Origin of the sequence: Sulfurovum sp. (genome assembly GCF_041551015.1) — a bacterium.
Classification (GTDB): Bacteria; Campylobacterota; Campylobacteria; order Campylobacterales; family Sulfurovaceae; genus Sulfurovum.
Genome location: NZ_JBFENQ010000016.1, coordinates 1 through 19,369, shown reverse-complemented (window position 1 = coordinate 19,369; position 19,369 = coordinate 1). Strand labels below are relative to the sequence as shown.

Below are 19,369 nucleotides of genomic sequence, written 5' to 3'. Positions count from 1 at the left end.
GGTTTATTTCATACCTGCACCACATTTACCCGCTTCACATTTCATCACAGGTGTTTGTGTTTTTACACTTTTAGGGGCAGCATGCTGTCCATGACTTCCATGGTGAGATTTTTTTGCCATACCATAGGTTTTAAATACATACGTTTTATATATATTTGTTGACAAATATAGTGTAATAAGAGAAGAGGCAAAAACAAATGCTATGACTTTCTTCATCTTGCTAGCATTAAAGGATTTCATTCTTTTTGCAAGGATCAGATATCCCCAAAGTACAGCAATGAAAGGGATTACTTCAAACATATATATCCACGCATCTTTTCTTGACGCAAGGTTTTCTACCGGACCAGCATTTAACCCAAATCCATAGATGAAACCATTTGCAATATCTGCATAATTATGAGTCAAAAAGCTCTGTATCAAATGTGCTAAACCACCAATGATAAACAGAGGTGCAAATGCGTAACCTAAAGTATAAAATGTCTTTTCAAAAGGTGCTTTTAAAACCTTGGATGCTATAAACATACCTATATACACAACGCCTATTGCAAGTAATGTTGCATAAATAAAAGCAAACATTCCTACAGCGTCAAGTGATCCGAAATCTATATACTGTTGTGCAAACACTGCTGTTCGTGACCATATAAACTCATCTGCAATAGCAGAACGATTTAGCCCATGATGGAAAACCATTGTAAGTGAAATAGCGGCTGTTATGAGTATAAATGACCACACTTCTGCTTTGTTAAATTTAAACTTTTCAAACAAGGATCTTGAAGGTTTCGTGATTCTAAAAGCTACAGCATCACAGGCATCGCTACAATCCATACAAAGCGTACAGTCATCCATGGAGTTTTTATTGTCAAACGAAAATGGATTTAAATTATAGGGACAGGCGACAGAACAATCCAATGTTTTACAGCTGTTGCAATCCTCTTTATAGGTACCCAATTCAGTAAAAGACACTTTAGCATACGCTTTTGTCAAAGTCCCGATAGGACAAATATATTTACAATAACTCATATCCTTATAGAGATAATACATTACAAAAGCAACCAGTGTAATTCCAGTAAAAAGCCAAGCGGTTGCAAGTGGTACTTTCCAAAATCCCGGAACAGTATAGTAAATGGCCCACCATCCAAAAAAGAGGATTAAAATACCGATAAATCTATTTTTCAAAAAGTTTGGCATATCTTTTTTAAGACCAAACTTTGTGATGTATTTTCCTAAAAATCCATGTGGACAAATACCGCAAAAGATCCTACCAAATGTAGAAAGAGTAACCACTATGAACAATGACCAGAAGAGCCCCCAAAAAAGATAGGTAGTAAATATATTTTCTTTACCGGGATCAGCAAACCCCATATATACACCATAGATGAAGAGAGCAAGAACAACTAGTTTCAATACGATCATAAATGTTTGGTTTTTAAACAAAAAACCTAATACGGGCATACCGTATATGTCATTTCTGTCTCTATTTTCCTTAAACTCTACCATCTATTCTCCTTTAAAATTGATAACTATAAGTCACCATTACACTTCGAGGTGCTGCTGCTTTATATGATTCATTATCATACACATCTTTTAAAGCTTCCATTGCATAATATTCATTGGTTAAGTTTTTTATATTTAACTGTATATTATGTGCCTGATGTTCATAACCAATCATTAGATCAGTGACAAAATCATATCCTTCGTACTTTTGACTATTTGCATTGTCCATATAGTAACTTCCCCAACTTTTTGTAGTCACCCTTGCTTTTAATCCATTATCCATTTTATATGCTGCGAATAAAGAGTATTGATTTTTAGGAATATATGGTAAGTAGTTTCCATCTCTTGAAACTACACCTCCTCCTACTTTTTCGTTAAATGTAACAAATTTAAAGTCACTATATGCGTATGAGCCCCCTATATCTAGAGAATCTGAAACTTTATATACACTATTAAATTCTAAACCTCTTTTTTTCGTTTTACCCGCATTATCATAAACTATCTTACCATCTGCATCTCTAATTTGCACTATCTCATCTTTCACATCATTTTGATAAATCGCCAAATCCAAGAATAGATTGTCAGTTCTTGTCTTAAGTCCAATCTCATAGTTCACATTTGTACTTTTTTCAAGAGAAATCTGATCTTCTTGCGCTGCTGCAATCTCACTTCCTGTAGGTGCTTGATTGGCTGTTGCAATCGATGCATACATATTTGTTGTATTTGTTAATTTATATATAGCTCCAAGTTTTGCAGAAAATAAATTATATGTTTTATCTATATTATAAAGTCCATCGCCATCTTCATAACTTTTTGTACTATAATTATAAGCATAAATTTCGTTGCCATCCATACTAAGACTTAATTTATCAACTCTTGTACTCATATCTATAATTATGTCTTCAGTAGGCGAAAATGTTTCCATCAAATATGCACCATAAAGAGTTGTTCTACTATCTTCTACTTGTGCCAATTCACCTTTCTCATTCGATAAAGTTTGAATAATTTGATCAACAGTTACTGGTGGCCACCCCGCTGTCACTTCTGTAGTGTTTATATCCCGATACTTATACTTCTCAGCGTCATTTGTGATGTCAACTTTATATGTTACACCAGCTACAAGCGTTGCTTCCTTACCAAATGCCTTATGATTGTAGTTAAGTTCTAGATCCGTACCATATACACTATTGTCATCACTGTCATTTATCATACCAGTTACAGGGTGGAAATGATCCCAAGTATTAAAGTAAAACCTTGGTTTTAACAATACATCACCAATCTCTTTTTCATATTTCGTATTAATCGCAAAGATTTTAGAATCCCTTGCACTATGTTGCCATTGATAATCTGTATCATGTTGTTCACCCGTTTCTTTGAAGATTTCAAATTCTTTGACAGTCATAGATGCAGGTATATTCATATTTGATTCTGTATACGAAAACTCTGTTTCCAATGTAGCCTCATCGTCAAAAACATGACCATGCTTTAAACTAACTTGAGTTGCATCAAACTCATTATTGTCTCTCCAGTCATTCTCAATAGCACGCTTAGAAAAAGTCAAGGAAGCAAAATCTTTCTCTCCAAGTTGTCCACGAACTTTTAAATTTACATTCTTTTGACCATCATCACCCACACCTATTTTGATTCTATCTTCTCCCTCTTCAAAGACAGACTTTGTTATAAGCTGGATCACTCCACCTGTTGTATTTGCAGCGTTGATAGAGCCTGGTCCCTTTTGAACCTCTATACTAGATACATCTTGCATATCAATAAAATCAAATCTTGTAAATGAATCTGGATCTGTTAATGGTACACCGTCTTTCATGACCATGATCTCTCTTACTCCATATCTAGCCTTAAGTCCCGCTCCCCTTATAATCAGTCTTGGATTTGGTGAATTGGTTGATGACTCTGCATTTACACCCGGTATATTTTCTATAGCTTCTTGAATATTAAGTATATTCTTGTCTTCTATCGTTTGTTCATCTACAACTGCGATCGATTGAGAGACATCCTTTGTTGGTGTTGCGATCTTTGTTGCGGTAACACTTACTGCTTCCAAACTTACCTCTTCCCCATTGAGTGCTGATAAAGCCAGTAATGTTATTAATGAATATTTTATTTTCATTTCTTCCCTTGTTAAGTTTAATAATGAGACTGTATAAGTGTTGTGTTAATTTTGTGTTAATTTTTTTATTCAAACTAAAATATTGTCTAAATTCATTGTTTTATTCGTCTATGTGTTCCATAACGTTCCATACTGCAATTCTCTACGTAATCTCCTCTAATTAACTTTTAGCTATAATCTCAACACTATATACATTAAAGGTCAAGCAATTATTATGCACATTTATGACAGCGTACAGAAAACAAAACTTCCTTTTGAACCCATCCGTAAAGGGGAAGCAAGCATCTATGTTTGTGGGCCTACTGTCTATGATGATGCACATTTAGGTCATGCGCGCAGCAGTCTCTCTTTTGATCTACTCTCACGTACACTTAAAGCACTTAACTACAAAGTTACTATGGGGAAGAACTTTACAGATATCGATGATAAAATCATTAAAAAGGTAGAAGAGACAGGTAAAAGTATGGAAGAGATCACCTCTTTTTACATTGAACGTTATCTTGAAGATATGTCAGCTATAGGCATACAAAGACCCGATATAGAACCAAAAGCCACGGAGTCCCTACAAGCCATAGAAAACATGATACAAATCCTCATAGACAAAGACATAGCATATGTCATCTCCTCAGGTGATGTCTACTTTGATACAAGTAAAGATGCACACTATGGAGAGATCTCTCACCAGGTAGGTGAGGATGAGGACAACCAAAGTCGTGTAGCACATACCTCGGAGAAAAGAAACCCTAAAGATTTTGCCCTTTGGAAAGCATGCAAAGGAGATGAAGATATCTGTTTTGATGCACCCTTCTCTTCAGGGCGTCCAGGCTGGCATATAGAGTGTTCTGCAATGATAGAAAAACACTTTGCCCATGAACATGGTACGCAAGAATACAGCATAGACATACACGGTGGCGGAGCTGACCTGCTTTTCCCCCACCATGAAAATGAAGCAGCGCAAAGTCGCTGCGCTACAGGACATGAACTAGCAAAGTACTGGATGCATAACGGTTTTGTACAGATAGATGGTGAAAAAATGAGTAAATCTTTAGGAAACAGTTTCTTTCTCAAAGATGCACTCAAAGTCTATGATGGAGAAGTACTACGTTACTACCTCAACTCAGTACATTACAGAAATGATTTTAACTTCAGCGAAGAGGAGTTGCTCACTTCCAAAAAAAGACTGGACAAGATTTATAGACTTAAAAAACGTGTCAGTCCAGGTAAAGGTTCTGCGGTCAACAAAACATTTAAAAAAGCACTGCTTGATGCCATGAGTGACGACCTCAATATCTCCATAGCTTTGGCAGTGATAGATGAAATGGTCGCTACAACGAATGATGCTTTAGATTCAAATCCAAAAGATAAAGCCCTTAAAAAAGAAACTTTGGCAAACATAGAGTTTATAGATACTCTACTTGGATTTGGAGGGAAAGAGCCTTTTTCTTATTTTCAAATTGGGGTGAATGACACACTAAAAATACAGATAGAAACATTAATATCTGAACGGAGTGAAGCAAAAAAAGAAAAAAACTTTGAACGCTCAGATGCCATTCGTGATGAACTTATAGCCCTAGGTATCTCTATTATGGATACTCCTGATGGTACGCTTTGGGAAAAAGCATAATGAAAAACCTTCTAAAACAGTATCTTCCCTATCTTGTAGGTTACAAAAGACAGTTTTTCTTTGCCATACTAGGGATGATTGCTGTTGCGATCGGTACTGCGGGTACAGCACAACTAATCAAGCCGGTTCTTGATGACGTATTCATAAACAAAGACAGAGAAATGCTCTTGCTTATGCCTTTTTTCCTAGTCGGTGTCTTTGCACTTAAAGGGATCGGAAAATATATACAAACTTACTATACCTCGTACATTGGTCAGGATGTCGTTCGGAAACTACGTGATAAACTTGTTTCCCATCTCACATACCTGGATATGGAATTTTTTAGAAAAACACATTCAGGAGAGATACTTTCTCGTGTAACAAATGATATAGCACGTATTCAGATGGTTGTAGCAAATATTATTCCTGATCTTATAAGAGAAACTATGATCATTCTTGCATTGACAGGGTATGTTATTTATCAAAATCCCAAACTTGCATTTTATTTTTTATTTATCATGCCATTAGCTATTTTTCCTCTTTCAAGACTTGCTAAGAAAATGCGTAAATATTCTAAACTTTCTCAGGAAAGTACTGCAGATATGACAACTAGACTAGATGAAATACTCTCTAATATTGAAGTAATTAAATCACATTCCAGTCAAAACTATGAACATGAACGTTTTGCAAAAGACAACCAGAGTGTCTTTAGATTTCTTATGAAACAGGTCAAGACAAATGCCTTGACCTCACCCATTATGGAAATACTTGGTGCGGTGGCAATAGGTATCGTTATTTACATTGGAGGGAAAGAAGTTATAGAAGGACATATGACTGTAGGTTCATTTTTTGCTTTTGCTACTGCCCTCTTTATGCTTTATGATCCTGTAAAACGTCTTTCATCTCTTTACAATAAAGCACAGGATGCCATCACAGCCAATACACGTATGTATGAACTGCTTGATACTCAACCCAACATCACATCAGGAGATAAAGAACTCACAGATACCATCGAAACCATCTCTCTAGAGAATGTTTCACTCTCTTACAATGATACACCTGCATTAAAGAACATCTCACTTGAAGCTAAAAAGGGAGAATCCATTGCATTGGTAGGTGATAGTGGTGCAGGTAAAAGTTCCTTGGTCAATCTACTGGTACGTTTCTATGACCCAAGTTCTGGTAAAATCCTTATCAACGGCAAAGATAACAAAGATTTTACACTCACCTCACTACACAAAAAAATAGCCTATGTCACGCAACGTATCTATATTTTCAATGATTCCATTGCAACCAATGTTGCTTATGGAGAAGAGATAGATGAAAAACGTGTCGTAGCTGCGCTGGAAAAAGCCTATGCTATGGAGTTTATTAATAAACTCGATGATGGTATCCATACACTTTTATCCGAGAGTGGTGATAATCTCTCTGGAGGGCAAAGACAGCGTATAGCCTTAGCACGTGCCCTCTATAAAGATCCAGATATCCTCATCCTCGATGAAGCCACATCAGCACTTGACAACAAAAGTGAAGCCCTTATACAAAAAGCATTAAAAGAGCTCAAGTCAGAAATGATCACCTTTACTGTGGCACATAGATTAAGCACCATAGAAGATGCCGATACCATCTTGGTATTCCAGGATGGAGAGATCATCTGCAGAGGTTCACATCAAACTTTACTTCAAGATTGTCCAACCTATCAAAAATTATCGAGAAATTTATAATTATGTTACGATTCACCCTTCTCTTTACTTTGCTATTTACAACACTTTTTGCACAACAAGAGAATGAACAATTTCCTTTCATAGGAGTAACACTGGCCACACATTCCATAGATTTCGAATCTATGGGTCAAACATCCAGTCAAAATGAAACTGTTGTGGGATTTCGTTATGGTAAGCAAACCCTAGATTGGCGTACTGTCTTTACACTCTCTGGCAATAATGCTTTTCAAACTTTTGCAATGGAAATAGATAAAATACTGCTTGATGAGCTGTTTGGAACACCAAAGATCAGACCTTACATTGGAGCTACAGTCGGGTATCTTCATTATGACACTATCTCTTCTTTGGACAGTGATGGATTTTACTATGGAGGAGATTTCGGATTTCTCATCTATGCTACAGCGAATATCGATGTAGATCTTTCATATCATTACTATAAAGTATCAGATATCGACCCAGTAGATACTATGCAAGGTGCAAACCTCTCTTTACATTACTTTTTTTGATTATTTAGCTATAATTTGCATACTATAATTATGGAGTCTTCTTTGTCACTTTTTTCTTACCAAAACCTCAAAAAAATACTTTTTAAGCTTGATCCAGAGACCGCGCACAGTGTTGCAGGTCTTGGACTCAGAACCATTGCACACTGCCCTTCACTTCTGCGTTTTGTGAAAAACCAGAATTTTGTTACCCACCCTATGCTCCAGCAGGAGATCTTTGGACGTACTTTTCAAAACCCTGTAGGCTTAGGTGCAGGATTTGATAAGAATGGGCAGTACATCACTGCCATGCCGACCATGGGCTTTGGATTTACAGAGATAGGTACAGTGACACCAAAACCACAAGATGGTAATGCTAAACCAAGACTCTTTAGACTTATTGAAGACAACTCTATACAAAATGCCATGGGCTTTAACAACAAAGGCAGCCACTATATGCTGCAACGTCTTAAAAAACTCTACTTTTTTGACTACCCTATGGGGATCAACATTGGGAAAAATAAACTCACATCGGAAGATGATGCATTAAATGACTATGAAACACTTTTTAAAGCATTTAAAGATTATGGTGATTACATTGTGATCAACATCTCTTCTCCCAACACACCAGGCTTAAGAGATTTACAAAATGAATCATTTATCAATGCTATCTTTGCCATGGCAAAAGAGATCACGACTCAGCCTGTACTCCTGAAAATTGCACCGGATATGGAACCTGAAGATGCCATTGTTCTATGTAAAACAGCTGTAGAAGCAGGTGCAGCAGGTATCATCGCTACCAATACGACCATAGATTACTCTTTAACCACACATGCCAAAGATTTCGGTGGTATCTCAGGTGCACTGCTTACAGAAAAATCATATCAACTTTTTAAAGCTATAGGTAAAGAGCTCTATGGCAAAACCCTGCTCATTTCTGTCGGAGGTATAGACTCTGCAGAAGAAGCCTATAGACGTATCAAAGCCGGTGCATCTTTAGTCCAGGTTTACAGTATGCTTGTCTACAGAGGTCCTGCACTTATTAAAGAGATCAATGAGGGTTTAATTAAACTCTTACAAAAAGATGGTTATAAACATATCAGCGAAGCCATCGGAGCAGATTACAAATGAGTCTAAAAAGCCTCAAACTATTTACAATTACACTTATCGGATTTATGATCACAACAGGAGTATCAATGGCCAATTCATTGCCAGAACATTTTACAAAAATATTAGACAACGGTATGCAGATCGTTGTTATCCCTATGGATAACGATTCAGGGGTTATCACTACAGATATTTACTACAAAGTAGGAAGCAGAAACGAAGTCATGGGTAAGAGCGGTATGGCGCATATGCTTGAGCATCTTTCTTTTAAATCAACAGATAAGCTTAAAGAGGGTGAATTTGACACGATCGTTAAAAGCCGTGGTGGAGTCAATAATGCAGCCACAGGTTTTGACAAAACACACTACTACATTAAAACAGCAAGTAAGAATTTGGGACTCAGTCTTGATCTCTTTTCTGAACTTATGCATAATCTTAAACTTACAGATGAAGAGTTTCAAAAAGAGCGTGATGTTGTTGCAGAAGAGAGACGTCTAAGAACAGATAACAACCCTATGGGTTACCTTTACTTCAGAGTCTTTAACACACACTTTACCTACCATCCTTATCACTGGCTTCCTATAGGCTTCATGGAGGATATTCTTTCATGGAAGATAGAAGACATTAGAGACTTCTATCAACGGTATTATCAACCAAGCAATGCGATTCTAGTCGTTGCTGGTGATATCACACCTGAAGAAGTTTTTAAAGAATCGGAGAAATATTTCGGAAATATTAAAAACAAACGTGAGATTCCTAAAGTCTTCGCTGTTGAACCTAAAGTAGATGGAGCGAAAAGAGCTGTATTACATAAAGAAAGTAATCAGGTTGACACACTTGCTATCACCTATGCCATCCCTAATTATGAACATAATGACCAAGTAGTACTTTCTGCTATAAGCCACATACTTAGTAATGGGAAAAGTTCACGTTTTGAAAAAAAACTTGTCAATGAAAAACAATTGGCAAATCAAGTCTATGGGTACAATATGGAACTTGCAGACCCTGGTGTTTTCCTCATCATGGCAATGTGTTCACCTAATGCTTCTCTAGATACTTTAGAAAAAGAGATACTTGCCGAACTTCAAAAAATCAAAAACGGTGATGTCACACAAGCGGAACTTGATAAAGTCAAGATCAATACAAAAGCGGAATTTATCTACTCTTTAGAGAGTTCAAGTTCAGTGGCAGGGCTCTATGGAGACTACCTTGTCAAAGGAAATATACAGCCTTTACTTGAATATGAAGAGAAATTAGATAAAATTACACTCAAAGATATTAGCGATGCTGCTAAAAAATATTTTGATCACAATTTTTCAACCACTGTTATATTGAAAAAGAACTAGGATATTAGACATGAGTAACTATATTACTGGTGCAACTACTGCACTAATTACTCCATTTAAAAATGGTACATTGGATGAAGCTACCTATGCAAGTCTTATCAAAAGACAAATTAGGCATGGCATAGATGCTGTGTGCCCTGTAGGAACTACGGGGGAGAGTGCAACACTGAGTCATGATGAGCATAAAAGATGTATTGAGATAGCTGTTGAAGTCTGTAAAGGTACGGAGACTAAAGTCCTTGCAGGAGCAGGAAGCAATGCCACACATGAAGCTATAGACATTGCTAAACATGCTGAAGCGTGTGGAGTAGATGCTATCTTCTCTGTAAGTCCTTACTACAACAAACCAAGTCAGGAAGGACTTTATCAACACTACAAAGCCATTGCTTCTGCAGTAAAAGTACCTTTTATGCTTTACAATGTACCAGGACGTACAGGTGTTGACATACTTCCAGATACAGTAAAAAGGCTCTTTGATGATGTAGAGAACATTATGGGTATCAAAGAAGCGACAGGCTCTATAGAGAGAACTGTTGAGCTTTTAGCTAAAATACCTGATCTGTATGTATTCTCTGGTGATGATGTTATTGATTTTCCTATCTTGGCAAGTGGAGGTAAAGGGATCACTTCTGTAACTTCAAACCTCTTGCCAGATATGAAAGCAGAGCTTGCTCATGCAGCGCTAAAAGGTGATTTTGTCAACGCTAAAGCCATTAATGATGAACTTTTTGAAATTAACAAAGTGCTTTTCTGTGAAAGTAATCCGATTCCTATCAAAGCGGCTATGTATATAGCCGGTCTAATCGATACTCTGGAATACAGATTACCGTTAGTACCACCAAGTGCTGAAAATATGAAGAATATTGAAGCAGTCATAAAAAAATATAAAATAGTAGGAGCGTAATATGTCAGATATGAAAGGCAAAACACTTGTTATCACAGGTGCAACCAAAGGTATCGGTAAAGCCGTAGCAGAGAAATTTGCTAAGAATGGTGTAAATATTGCATTTACCTATAATTCCAATAAAGAGTCTGCTGATGTAATTGCAGCAGAACTAGAAAGTAAATATGGTATCAAAGCGAAAGCATATCCACTCAATATTTTAGAACTTGATGAGTTTAAACCTCTATTTGAAGCGATTGACCAAGACTTTGACAGAGTAGACTTCTTTGTCTCTAACGCTATGATCTACGGTCGTCCCGTAGTAGGTGGTTATGGTAAATTTATGAAACTTAGACCAAGTAAAGGTTTAACGAATATCTATACAGCAACGGTAGGTGCGTTTGTACGTGGTTCTCAAGAAGCAGCAGTACGTATGGAAAAAGTAGGTGGTGGTGCTATCGTAACTCTATCTTCAACTGGTAATCTTATCTACATCGAAAACTATGCGGGTCACGGTACAAATAAAGCAGCTGTTGAAGCTATGAGTCGTTATGCTGCTGTTGAACTCGGAGAAATGGGCATTAGAGTAAATGCTGTATCTGGAGGACCTATCGATACAGATGCTCTTAAAGCATTTACAAACTATGAAGAAGTAAAAGCTGAAACTATTAAACGTTCAGCAGTAAACAGAATGGGAAGGCCTGAAGACCTTGCTGGTTCTGTTTACTTCTTATGTACTGATGAAGCATCATGGATTACAGGACAAACACTTGTAGTTGATGGTGGAACGACTTTTAGATAAATTATTATAAAGAAGAGACAATGCCAAGTTCACAAATATTTAACATTCCAAATATCTTAGCATTTATCCGTCTTCTTCTTGCTCCTGTGATGTTTCTTTTCCTGGTCAACCAGGATGCATCTATTTTTCAAGGTATTCACCAATCATGGCTCAACTACTTTGCAGCCTTTATCTTTGTGGTTGCTTCAGCTACAGACTTTTTTGACGGTTACATCGCACGGACATTTAATCAGATCACTACACTAGGAAAGATCCTTGACCCCTTAGCAGACAAGATGCTTACACTAGCAGGATTTCTAGGATTAATGATGCTTGGTTCTGCTTCACCTTGGGCTATTTTCCTCATTATTACACGAGAATTGTTCATTACTGGACTTAGAGTCTCTGCAGTTAGTCAAGGTCTTGACATTGCAGCCTCATGGATGGGTAAAGTCAAAACAGTCTTACAGATGATTGCCATTGGCTTTTTACTGATGCAATGGCCAGGTGCTGAACTTCTTTTATGGATTGCTGTTGCTCTCACCCTCTACTCTGGCTATGAATATGTCAGAGATTTCTTTAAAAATACTTCTAACCAGTAAATTGATTAAATTTTAATCACCCTCCCGTTTATTTTTTGTTAACTTCCATGTTACACTTTATTATCCAAATATAAAACAAGGAAAAAACATGAAATTTACAAAATTAAGTTTAATAGCAACTTTAGCTATTAGTTCGGCATTTGCAGGAGGAGATATCGCTCCAGTAGAACCAGTAGTAGAAGCACCGGTTGTTGAAGCAGCATCTACAACTATTTCTGGTAAGTTAACTGGTTACTATATCACTTTTGATGGTATCAATGATAATAGTTTGTTCGGAGACGACTCGCAACTTGCATTTGGTGCAACACTCGACGTTTCACACAAATTCAATGATTGGTTGACAGCAAACTTCTCAGCTCTTGGTTACATTAACACAATGAACGATGATACATCATCATTATCATTCTTTGAAAATGACGGTAAAGCAGGTGCTATATTCAATGTAGCGAACCTAACAGCAACATTTGGAGATACAACAGCGGTACTTGGACGTCAATTACTTGGAACACCAATGATCCAAGGATATGATTGGTTGTTAGCACCAGGTTCATTTGAAGCTTTGACTGTAGTTAATAATTCAATTGAAAACGTAACACTTGTTGGTGCTTATGTAACTAAACACAGAGCAAATAACTCTGGTGAATTTGGAAGCACTCTTGACGGTGACAACTACACAATAGGTGCATCATATGATGACAAAACGATTAGCGGTAGTGTTTGGTACTATGATGTTGAAGTTGCTGATTATACACAAGTATACGCAGATCTTGGATATGATTTTGGTTCATTCAAACTTGCAGCTCAATATGTAGACACTTCAAATGACACTGTAGGTATCGAAGACGGAACTGCATACGGTATCATGGCATCAACGTCAGTTGTAGGATTTGATCTTAGTGCAGCATATAATAACTTAGATGGAACTACAGGATATGTTGGTTGGAACGGTCTTTACACGAATCAATGGAACTCTACTGTAGCTGATCAGGTACCAGTTGGAGAATCAATTGATGCTTTCAAAGTAGCAGCTTCTACAACAGTTATGGGTGTAGCTGCTGAAGTTTCTTATGCAGACTATGACAATGACCTTGATGAATTGAACGTAATTCTTGGATATGATATCACAGATAAGATTGATGCTGGAGTTGTTTATGCCGATACTGATACTGTTTTAATTGGCGACAATTCTCAGGTTGAAATTTACGCAAACTACAAGTTTTAATCAAAACTTGTAATCTCCTAAAAACCCGTTTGAATACACCACTCTCTTCGGAGAGTGTACGGGCTCCTCTGATCAATAAAAATCAATCACCTGCTAATAATATCTTTCAATCATTTTATCTATCTTATCTTTTGCACTCTGTAAAAAAAGTACACTTCTAGCAGAAAGTTTTCCTTCATCTGACATAGGTATATTCATAAAATCACTTATCCTACTGATAAGTTCTTTTGTTTCACGTATCTCTAAGTATGATTTATCATGATACTCTGTACTCTTCTCTTTTTCACCTTCAATATAGAGAATACGTTGAAGTTTTCCTCTTTGTTCGTTAAAAACTACTTCGTATGTTTTTAGTGTATCTATCACATCTTTGATATGCGCATCGACTTTGTCCATCTCCACTTTACAATTGGCTTTTTTCTCTGTATAAAGTTCTGCTTCTACAAACTGTTTCACTGCAAAATGAAGATTACTGTTTGCTTTCAAGCTTACTCGAGCAATATAGACAAGAATCATCACTAAAAGTACTGCAAGACCAAATACTCCAGTACCTATATACACATCTTCCTGCATACCAATAGTTGTACTAAACCAAGCTAAAATACTTTGGACAATATCTTCTGAAGGTACTTTGGTCACATTCAGTGTCATTTCCAACTTTTCTGTTGCCAAATAGACCAATCCGACTGCCGTAATAAAGCCTATGATCAATGCATAGACAAGCCCTGTAAACTTACCACTTGAAACATCTTTTATCACTAAAGGCTTTACTTCTTCTTTAACCTCAAAGACCACCGTTGTCTCTTCAGATGGCTCATCGCCTTTTGCCTTATAACCTAATTTCTTTACTAAAGATATACATGCATCAAATCCACCTGCTTTAAGTTCTGATTTTGCATCCTGATACTTTTTTAGATCAGTCTCAAGTAAAAGTTTGCAAGCTTCTGTTCGCTTATTTGCTTCTTTAACTATCTTTTTTGCTTTTTCTACAAGAAGCTTAGCCTTTGTATGTTTTTTTGCTTTAGTTGGTAAAGCAAAAGCATCTACTGACTCTTCTACATTCTCTGAAACTTCACTTTCAACTTCATCTACTGCTTCTTCAACACTTACTAAAGTATCATCTTTTACATTCAGTTCTCCACTCTCTGACACTTCATTTTCAATTTCTTCTATCATCTCATCAATTATTTCAGATGCTTCATCTTCAACATTTCTGATTATCTCTTCAGCTTTATTTTTATTATCATTCATCTTTTTATCCTTAATGCTTTATTTTAGCAAAATTTTTCATTATATTTTCAATCTATATCAATTTTTCACAACACTTGGATATAATTCAATATATTAGAACAGAGGAATTTTATGGGCATCTTAGTTGCACTATTAGTCTTATCCGTACTTATCTTTTTCCATGAACTTGGACACTTTGCTGCGGCACGTTTTTTTGGTGTGCAGGTGGATGTTTTCAGTATAGGTTTTGGTAAAAAACTTTACTCTAAAATGATAGGCAAAACAGAGTGGAGTCTCTCAGCCATTCCTCTTGGCGGATATGTCAAGATGAAAGGGCAGGATGACACTGACCCTACGGCTATTTCCTATGATGATGACTCTTACAATGTAAAGAAACCATGGCAACGTATCATTATTTTATTAGCGGGACCTTTTGCCAATTTCTTGCTGGCTTTTCTGCTTTATTTTGCCATCGCAAATATCGGTGTTCCTAAACTATTACCTTATGTAGGAGAAGTGGGAAAAGATACACCTGCATTTAACGCAGGATTGACCAAAGAAGATAAAATAATCCAGGTTAACGGTCACAATATCCTCTACTGGGAAAATATAGGTAAAAACATTAACGGGACCAAAGATGACATAACACTGGTCGTCGAGCGTGGACAACGACTCATCACCCTGCAACTTACGCCAAAGATCATAGAAGATACAAATATCTTTGGAGAAAAGATCACTAGACGTATTATTGGGATCAGTCCACTAGGTAAACAAACAACTGTCTACTTCGGATTTATAGATGGACTTGAATATGCATGGGATGAGACTAAAAAAGCCTCTTTTCTCATAGTGCAGAGTGTAGAAAAACTGATCACTGGTGTAGTAGGTACAGATAAACTGGGAGGTATCATCACCATTGTAGATGTTACTGCTGAAGCAAGCTCAGCCGGTATATTGGCTCTTTTCTTTTTTACTGCTCTCATTTCAGTGAACTTAGGAGTACTTAATCTGCTTCCTATACCTGCACTGGATGGTGGACATATTATGTTTAACCTCTATGAGATGATTACTGGCAAAACGGCTAGCGATCAGGTTATGACATACATCACTTTTATAGGTTGGGCCATACTAATCTCTCTTATGATGTTAGGACTGTATAATGATATCAATAGACTTTTGGGAGGATAATAAAGTATGATATTAGACAAAGAACACTTAAGAGCAAATCTGGATGAAGTGATCTGGAACATAGAACAAGCACGTATCGCAGTGAGTGAACACCATATTGTAAAACTTGTAACAGTGGCTAAGTATACTGAACTAGAAAACATCTCCACACTCTATGAATTAGGACAAAGAGCTTTTGGCGAAAACCAGGTACAACAGCTTAAAGAACGTATGGAAGCACTTGAAACACTTCCACTTGAATGGCATATGATAGGTACACTCCAAAAAAACAAGATCAATAATCTCATTGATCTACGCCCTACTCTTATGCAGTCACTTGACAGTATAGAGTTGGCAAATGAACTCAACAAAAAACTCTTGGTAAAAGAGGCAAAAATGAACTGTCTGCTTCAGATCAATTCAGCCAATGAAGAAAGTAAATCGGGAGTAAGCAGTGAAGAAGCGGTGGATATTTATCAAACGATAAAAGAAACATGTCCTCAGATAAACCTCAAAGGCGTCATGACCATTGGTGCACACAGTGAAGAGATTAAACTCATCCAACAGAGTTTTGAAACCACACACAAGATCTATGAAAGACTAGAGAAAAGTGGTGCTACTATCTGTTCTATGGGTATGAGCAATGATTATGAATTGGCTATAAAATGTGGATCTAATTTAGTGAGAGTTGGATCGGCACTATTTAAATAAACTGTTATAGGTTTGATCAAAGCCAAACCTATACCATATTAAGCAACTGCCTCTTGACAGTGTATACACACACCATATAGATTGATCTGCTGCTTATTTAACGTAAAGTTCTCTTGTTCTGTCATAGAAGTAAATAGTGCATCTGCAGCAGAATGTTGTGGTTTGTCTTCCACCTCTCCACATTCTGTACAAACCAAATGGATATGATCTTCTTTAAGAAGTTCATATTTTGACTTTTTACCTGTGATAGGTACTTCTACAAGTACACCCTTCTCTACCATCAAAATGATATTTTTATAGACTGTTGCAAGCGAAAGTGATGGATGTGTTTTAATGACTTCTGCATAGATAGCATCTATAGACATATGTCCATAAACTCCTATATTTTCCAAAATATTCATACGTTGAAATGTAGCTTTTAGTCCACTCTCTTTGAGTAATAATGCATAATCTATCATCGTTATCCTTTCAATGAATATATCAATTTATCACTATAAACTTATATATTCATTCCCACGAAAAACGTGGGAATAAACACAGTGAAGCTTATAGTTCTTCAGCGTGTTTAGCAAGATATTCAGCAACACCTGCAGTGTCAGCTTTCATACCTTCGTCACCTTTAACCCAACCAGCAGGACAAACTTCACCATGCTCATTAGTAAATAACATTGTATCTACCATTCTGATCATTTCATCAATGTTTCTACCAAGTGGAAGGTCATTGATCACGGCGTGTCTTACTGTACCGTCAGCATCAATAAGGAATGAACCTCTAAGCGCTACAGCTTCGTCAAGAAGAACATCATAGTCTCTAGCAATTTGTTTGTTAAGGTCAGCAACAAGTGGAAAATCTACTCTACCGATACCACCCTCTGCTACTGGTGTTTCTCTCCATGCAAAATGTGAGAATTGACTGTCTACAGATACACCAATAATATTTACGCCTCTTTCTCTAAACTCTGCAGCTCTGTGTGAAAATGCAATGATTTCAGATGGACATACAAATGTAAAGTCAAGTGGATAGAAGAAAAGTACTGCACCCTTTTCACCTAGGTTTTCCATTAGGTTGAAACCGTCTACAATTTGACCGTTTGCAAGTACAGCCGTTGCTGTGAAATCTGGAGCTTTTTTAGTTACTAACATGTTGTTTCCTTAAAGATAATTTTTATTAACAAGGAAATATTATCATATTATCTTTAAAAGAAAGTTAAATTAAAAAGGAAGCAACCCAAACTTTTTAATAAACGCTTCATCGATATCAATAAGTCCTTTTTCTTGAAGCATATCAAGTACCTCTTTAGTACAGAAAGTATCTCCAGGCCACTCTCTTTCATATCCATCCACTTCACTTTTATTGGTTCCATCAATTGCTATAAATGGTTCAAGTATCACATCTCTAAGTGCATCAATGTTGTTTACCACACGCCAGATGAGCATATAGGCATCATTCAGATCATTGTTTACATTATCTACTATGACAAGCAGTTTGATATGTTTTTTTAAAACTTTGAGTTTTTTAATGAGTTTTAGCTGAGACTTTTTCTTATCCACACTAATCACACAGACAGGTGTTTTGGTTTCTGTCATATACTGTTTAAGCCCGACAACCCTAGAGCTTATCTCCTGCATCATTTCAAGCAGCTTTTCATCTGAAAGTAACGCTTCTACACCCTCTTCTACTTCCTCTCCTGTTGCATCCACACCTAATTTTCCACCTACAAACTGTTCAGATGAAGAGTGATCAAGATGATCTACTATACCTTGCGTGATAAGTATCTTATCCTTATCAAGACGATTCAGTATATATGTTGCTAATGCTTGACTCTCTTCAAGTTCAGGTGCATCTTCTCCTACAAAAAATGCATGTTTTACAAAGCTCATCTGTCCTACACCCCAAAAAGCATGCATAAACTGCTGTGCATGCCCTTTATAGAGTGTTTTCATCTTTGCCAATATAAGATTATGGAACACACCATTTTCAGGCATATTATAGTCTATGAGATCTGGTGCCATAGGTTTAAGCATCGGTAAGAAGATACGTTCTGTTGCCCAGCCCATATACTTGTCTTCCAACGGTGGCTTTCCTACCACAGTAGCTTGAAATACCGGATGTTTTTTCATCGTAATTGTCTCTACATCCATCACAGGAAAAGGCTCTTTCAATGTATAATAACCCGTATGGTCACCAAAAGGCCCTTCTATTTCTGTCAATTCAGGGTCTACAAACCCCTCTATCACCACATCTACATCACGTGGGATATAAATATCATTGGTAATGGACTTTACCAGCTGTGCATTTTTATTACGCACAAAACCATAGAGTAACATTTCAAACATGCCATGAGGCATCGGAGCCTGTCCACACCAAATATACAGAGGGTCACCACCTATGGCTACTGTTACAGGCATCTTCTTTCCTGCTTTTTGGTACTGATCAAAAAAGTGGGAAGCATCTTTGTGTATCTGCCAATGCATCCCCAATCTGTTTTTATCATACTGCTGAAGTCTGTACATTCCAAGGTTTTGCATCTCCCCATCAAGACTTCTTGTATAAACCTGTCCCATCGTGATAAATGCTCCACCATCCTCTTCCCAAGTTTTAAGGATCGGTAAGATGTCTAGGTCAACCTCCTCTTTAGGGATGATCACTTCTTGACATTCACCTCTAAAATTTAAACGTTTTGGAAAAACATTTTTAAGTGAGAAAAGCTTAGGGACCATTGCCAGCTTTGCTTTCAATCCTTTGGGCGGTTTAAGCTTAAGAAGTTCATCTATACCCTCTGCAACATCATCAGGATGTTTACCAAAGATCTTTTCAGTCAATTCTTTATTGGCAAAGATATTCATCAGTACAGGCATATCATACTCTATGCCTTTAGCTTTGTTAAT

17 protein-coding genes are annotated in these 19,369 nt (G+C 36.9%); 11 read left to right on the top strand and 6 right to left on the bottom strand.

What is annotated here, in order from left to right; all coding sequences use genetic code 11:
- Positions 1 to 3: 3 nt before the first annotated feature.
- Together ABZC96_RS02215 and ABZC96_RS02210 are read right to left on the bottom strand one after the other, a co-directional pair.
- On the bottom strand, positions 4 to 1,497 hold the full coding sequence (locus tag ABZC96_RS02215; protein WP_373028770.1) for a 4Fe-4S binding protein: 1,494 nt from the start codon (positions 1,495 to 1,497) through the stop codon (positions 4 to 6).
- A 10-nt stretch (positions 1,498 to 1,507) separates the two neighbouring features.
- Positions 1,508 to 3,622, bottom strand: a complete 2,115-nt coding sequence (locus ABZC96_RS02210; RefSeq protein WP_373028769.1) for a TonB-dependent receptor — start codon at positions 3,620 to 3,622, stop codon at positions 1,508 to 1,510.
- Positions 3,623 to 3,836: 214 nt separating this feature from the next.
- Between ABZC96_RS02210 and cysS the strand changes: the two genes are divergently transcribed.
- From cysS to ABZC96_RS02165, 9 genes are all read left to right on the top strand, one after another.
- Entirely contained in the window at positions 3,837 to 5,246 is a 1,410-nt protein-coding gene (cysS, locus tag ABZC96_RS02205; RefSeq protein ID WP_373028768.1) for a cysteine--tRNA ligase, read from the top strand.
- Positions 5,246 to 6,949 (top strand): ABC transporter ATP-binding protein, encoded by a 1,704-nt coding sequence (locus tag ABZC96_RS02200; protein ID WP_373028767.1) that lies wholly within the window; start codon positions 5,246 to 5,248, stop codon positions 6,947 to 6,949. The genes cysS and ABZC96_RS02200 overlap by 1 nt, the downstream gene beginning before the upstream one ends.
- A gap of 2 nt (positions 6,950 to 6,951) precedes the next feature.
- Positions 6,952 to 7,455 (top strand): hypothetical protein, encoded by a 504-nt coding sequence (locus ABZC96_RS02195; protein WP_373028766.1) that lies wholly within the window; start codon positions 6,952 to 6,954, stop codon positions 7,453 to 7,455.
- A 42-nt stretch (positions 7,456 to 7,497) separates the two neighbouring features.
- Complete coding sequence (locus ABZC96_RS02190) at positions 7,498 to 8,562, top strand: quinone-dependent dihydroorotate dehydrogenase (RefSeq protein WP_373028765.1); 1,065 nt, start codon at positions 7,498 to 7,500, stop codon at positions 8,560 to 8,562.
- Between the two features lie 65 nt (positions 8,563 to 8,627).
- Positions 8,628 to 9,884: a M16 family metallopeptidase gene (locus ABZC96_RS02185; protein WP_373028771.1), complete on the top strand. Its 1,257-nt coding sequence runs from the start codon at positions 8,628 to 8,630 to the stop codon at positions 9,882 to 9,884.
- A 10-nt stretch (positions 9,885 to 9,894) separates the two neighbouring features.
- Entirely contained in the window at positions 9,895 to 10,788 is an 894-nt protein-coding gene (gene dapA, locus ABZC96_RS02180) for a 4-hydroxy-tetrahydrodipicolinate synthase (protein ID WP_373028763.1), read from the top strand.
- Position 10,789: 1 nt separating this feature from the next.
- The gene (locus tag ABZC96_RS02175) at positions 10,790 to 11,569 is read left to right on the top strand and encodes an enoyl-ACP reductase (protein WP_373028761.1); all 780 of its coding nucleotides are present in this window, start codon (positions 10,790 to 10,792) and stop codon (positions 11,567 to 11,569) included.
- Positions 11,570 to 11,589: 20 nt separating this feature from the next.
- A complete protein-coding gene (pgsA, locus tag ABZC96_RS02170) occupies positions 11,590 to 12,150 on the top strand; it encodes a CDP-diacylglycerol--glycerol-3-phosphate 3-phosphatidyltransferase (RefSeq protein WP_373028760.1) in 561 nt (186 codons plus the stop codon).
- An 88-nt stretch (positions 12,151 to 12,238) separates the two neighbouring features.
- Positions 12,239 to 13,372, top strand: a complete 1,134-nt coding sequence (locus ABZC96_RS02165) for an OprD family outer membrane porin (protein WP_373028759.1) — start codon at positions 12,239 to 12,241, stop codon at positions 13,370 to 13,372.
- A gap of 93 nt (positions 13,373 to 13,465) precedes the next feature.
- Here the strand turns inward: ABZC96_RS02165 and ABZC96_RS02160 are convergent, their stop codons facing one another.
- Positions 13,466 to 14,623 (bottom strand): hypothetical protein, encoded by a 1,158-nt coding sequence (locus ABZC96_RS02160; RefSeq protein ID WP_373028758.1) that lies wholly within the window; start codon positions 14,621 to 14,623, stop codon positions 13,466 to 13,468.
- Between the two features lie 111 nt (positions 14,624 to 14,734).
- Here ABZC96_RS02160 and rseP point away from each other — a divergent pair, with 111 nt between their 5' ends.
- Together rseP and ABZC96_RS02150 are read left to right on the top strand one after the other, a co-directional pair.
- Positions 14,735 to 15,790 carry an RIP metalloprotease RseP gene (rseP, locus tag ABZC96_RS02155; protein WP_373028757.1) on the top strand — a complete coding sequence of 352 codons (1,056 nt, stop codon included), beginning with the start codon at positions 14,735 to 14,737 and terminating at the stop codon, positions 15,788 to 15,790.
- 6 nt (positions 15,791 to 15,796) lie between these two features.
- Entirely contained in the window at positions 15,797 to 16,480 is a 684-nt protein-coding gene (locus ABZC96_RS02150; RefSeq protein ID WP_373028755.1) for a YggS family pyridoxal phosphate-dependent enzyme, read from the top strand.
- 38 nt (positions 16,481 to 16,518) lie between these two features.
- On the opposite strand, the gene ABZC96_RS02145 is transcribed toward ABZC96_RS02150, so the two are convergent.
- The 3 genes from ABZC96_RS02145 to ABZC96_RS02135 form a co-directional block, all read right to left on the bottom strand.
- Positions 16,519 to 16,938, bottom strand: coding sequence for a Fur family transcriptional regulator (locus ABZC96_RS02145; protein WP_373028753.1), 420 nt, complete (start codon positions 16,936 to 16,938; stop codon positions 16,519 to 16,521).
- 88 nt (positions 16,939 to 17,026) lie between these two features.
- Positions 17,027 to 17,623: a peroxiredoxin gene (locus tag ABZC96_RS02140; protein WP_373028751.1), complete on the bottom strand. Its 597-nt coding sequence runs from the start codon at positions 17,621 to 17,623 to the stop codon at positions 17,027 to 17,029.
- Between the two features lie 69 nt (positions 17,624 to 17,692).
- On the bottom strand, positions 17,693 to 19,369 hold a 1,677-nt coding region (locus tag ABZC96_RS02135; RefSeq protein WP_373028749.1), incomplete at its 5' end, for a menaquinone biosynthesis decarboxylase.

What these genes read in the sequence shown, in the direction of transcription:
- ABZC96_RS02150 (WP_373028755.1), top strand. Translation starts at nt 15,797, where the DNA reads ATGATATTAGACAAAGAACACTTAAGAGCAAATCTGGATGAAGTGATC.
- ABZC96_RS02140 (WP_373028751.1), bottom strand. Translation starts at nt 17,623, where the DNA reads ATGTTAGTAACTAAAAAAGCTCCAGATTTCACAGCAACGGCTGTACTT.
- rseP (WP_373028757.1), top strand. Translation starts at nt 14,735, where the DNA reads ATGGGCATCTTAGTTGCACTATTAGTCTTATCCGTACTTATCTTTTTC.
- ABZC96_RS02210 (WP_373028769.1), bottom strand. Translation starts at nt 3,622, where the DNA reads ATGAAAATAAAATATTCATTAATAACATTACTGGCTTTATCAGCACTC.
- ABZC96_RS02160 (WP_373028758.1), bottom strand. Translation starts at nt 14,623, where the DNA reads ATGAATGATAATAAAAATAAAGCTGAAGAGATAATCAGAAATGTTGAA.
- dapA (WP_373028763.1), top strand. Translation starts at nt 9,895, where the DNA reads ATGAGTAACTATATTACTGGTGCAACTACTGCACTAATTACTCCATTT.
- pgsA (WP_373028760.1), top strand. Translation starts at nt 11,590, where the DNA reads ATGCCAAGTTCACAAATATTTAACATTCCAAATATCTTAGCATTTATC.
- ABZC96_RS02185 (WP_373028771.1), top strand. Translation starts at nt 8,628, where the DNA reads ATGGCCAATTCATTGCCAGAACATTTTACAAAAATATTAGACAACGGT.
- ABZC96_RS02145 (WP_373028753.1), bottom strand. Translation starts at nt 16,938, where the DNA reads ATGATAGATTATGCATTATTACTCAAAGAGAGTGGACTAAAAGCTACA.
- ABZC96_RS02175 (WP_373028761.1), top strand. Translation starts at nt 10,790, where the DNA reads ATGTCAGATATGAAAGGCAAAACACTTGTTATCACAGGTGCAACCAAA.
- ABZC96_RS02195 (WP_373028766.1), top strand. Translation starts at nt 6,952, where the DNA reads ATGTTACGATTCACCCTTCTCTTTACTTTGCTATTTACAACACTTTTT.
- ABZC96_RS02215 (WP_373028770.1), bottom strand. Translation starts at nt 1,497, where the DNA reads ATGGTAGAGTTTAAGGAAAATAGAGACAGAAATGACATATACGGTATG.
- cysS (WP_373028768.1), top strand. Translation starts at nt 3,837, where the DNA reads ATGCACATTTATGACAGCGTACAGAAAACAAAACTTCCTTTTGAACCC.
- ABZC96_RS02200 (WP_373028767.1), top strand. Translation starts at nt 5,246, where the DNA reads ATGAAAAACCTTCTAAAACAGTATCTTCCCTATCTTGTAGGTTACAAA.
- ABZC96_RS02165 (WP_373028759.1), top strand. Translation starts at nt 12,239, where the DNA reads ATGAAATTTACAAAATTAAGTTTAATAGCAACTTTAGCTATTAGTTCG.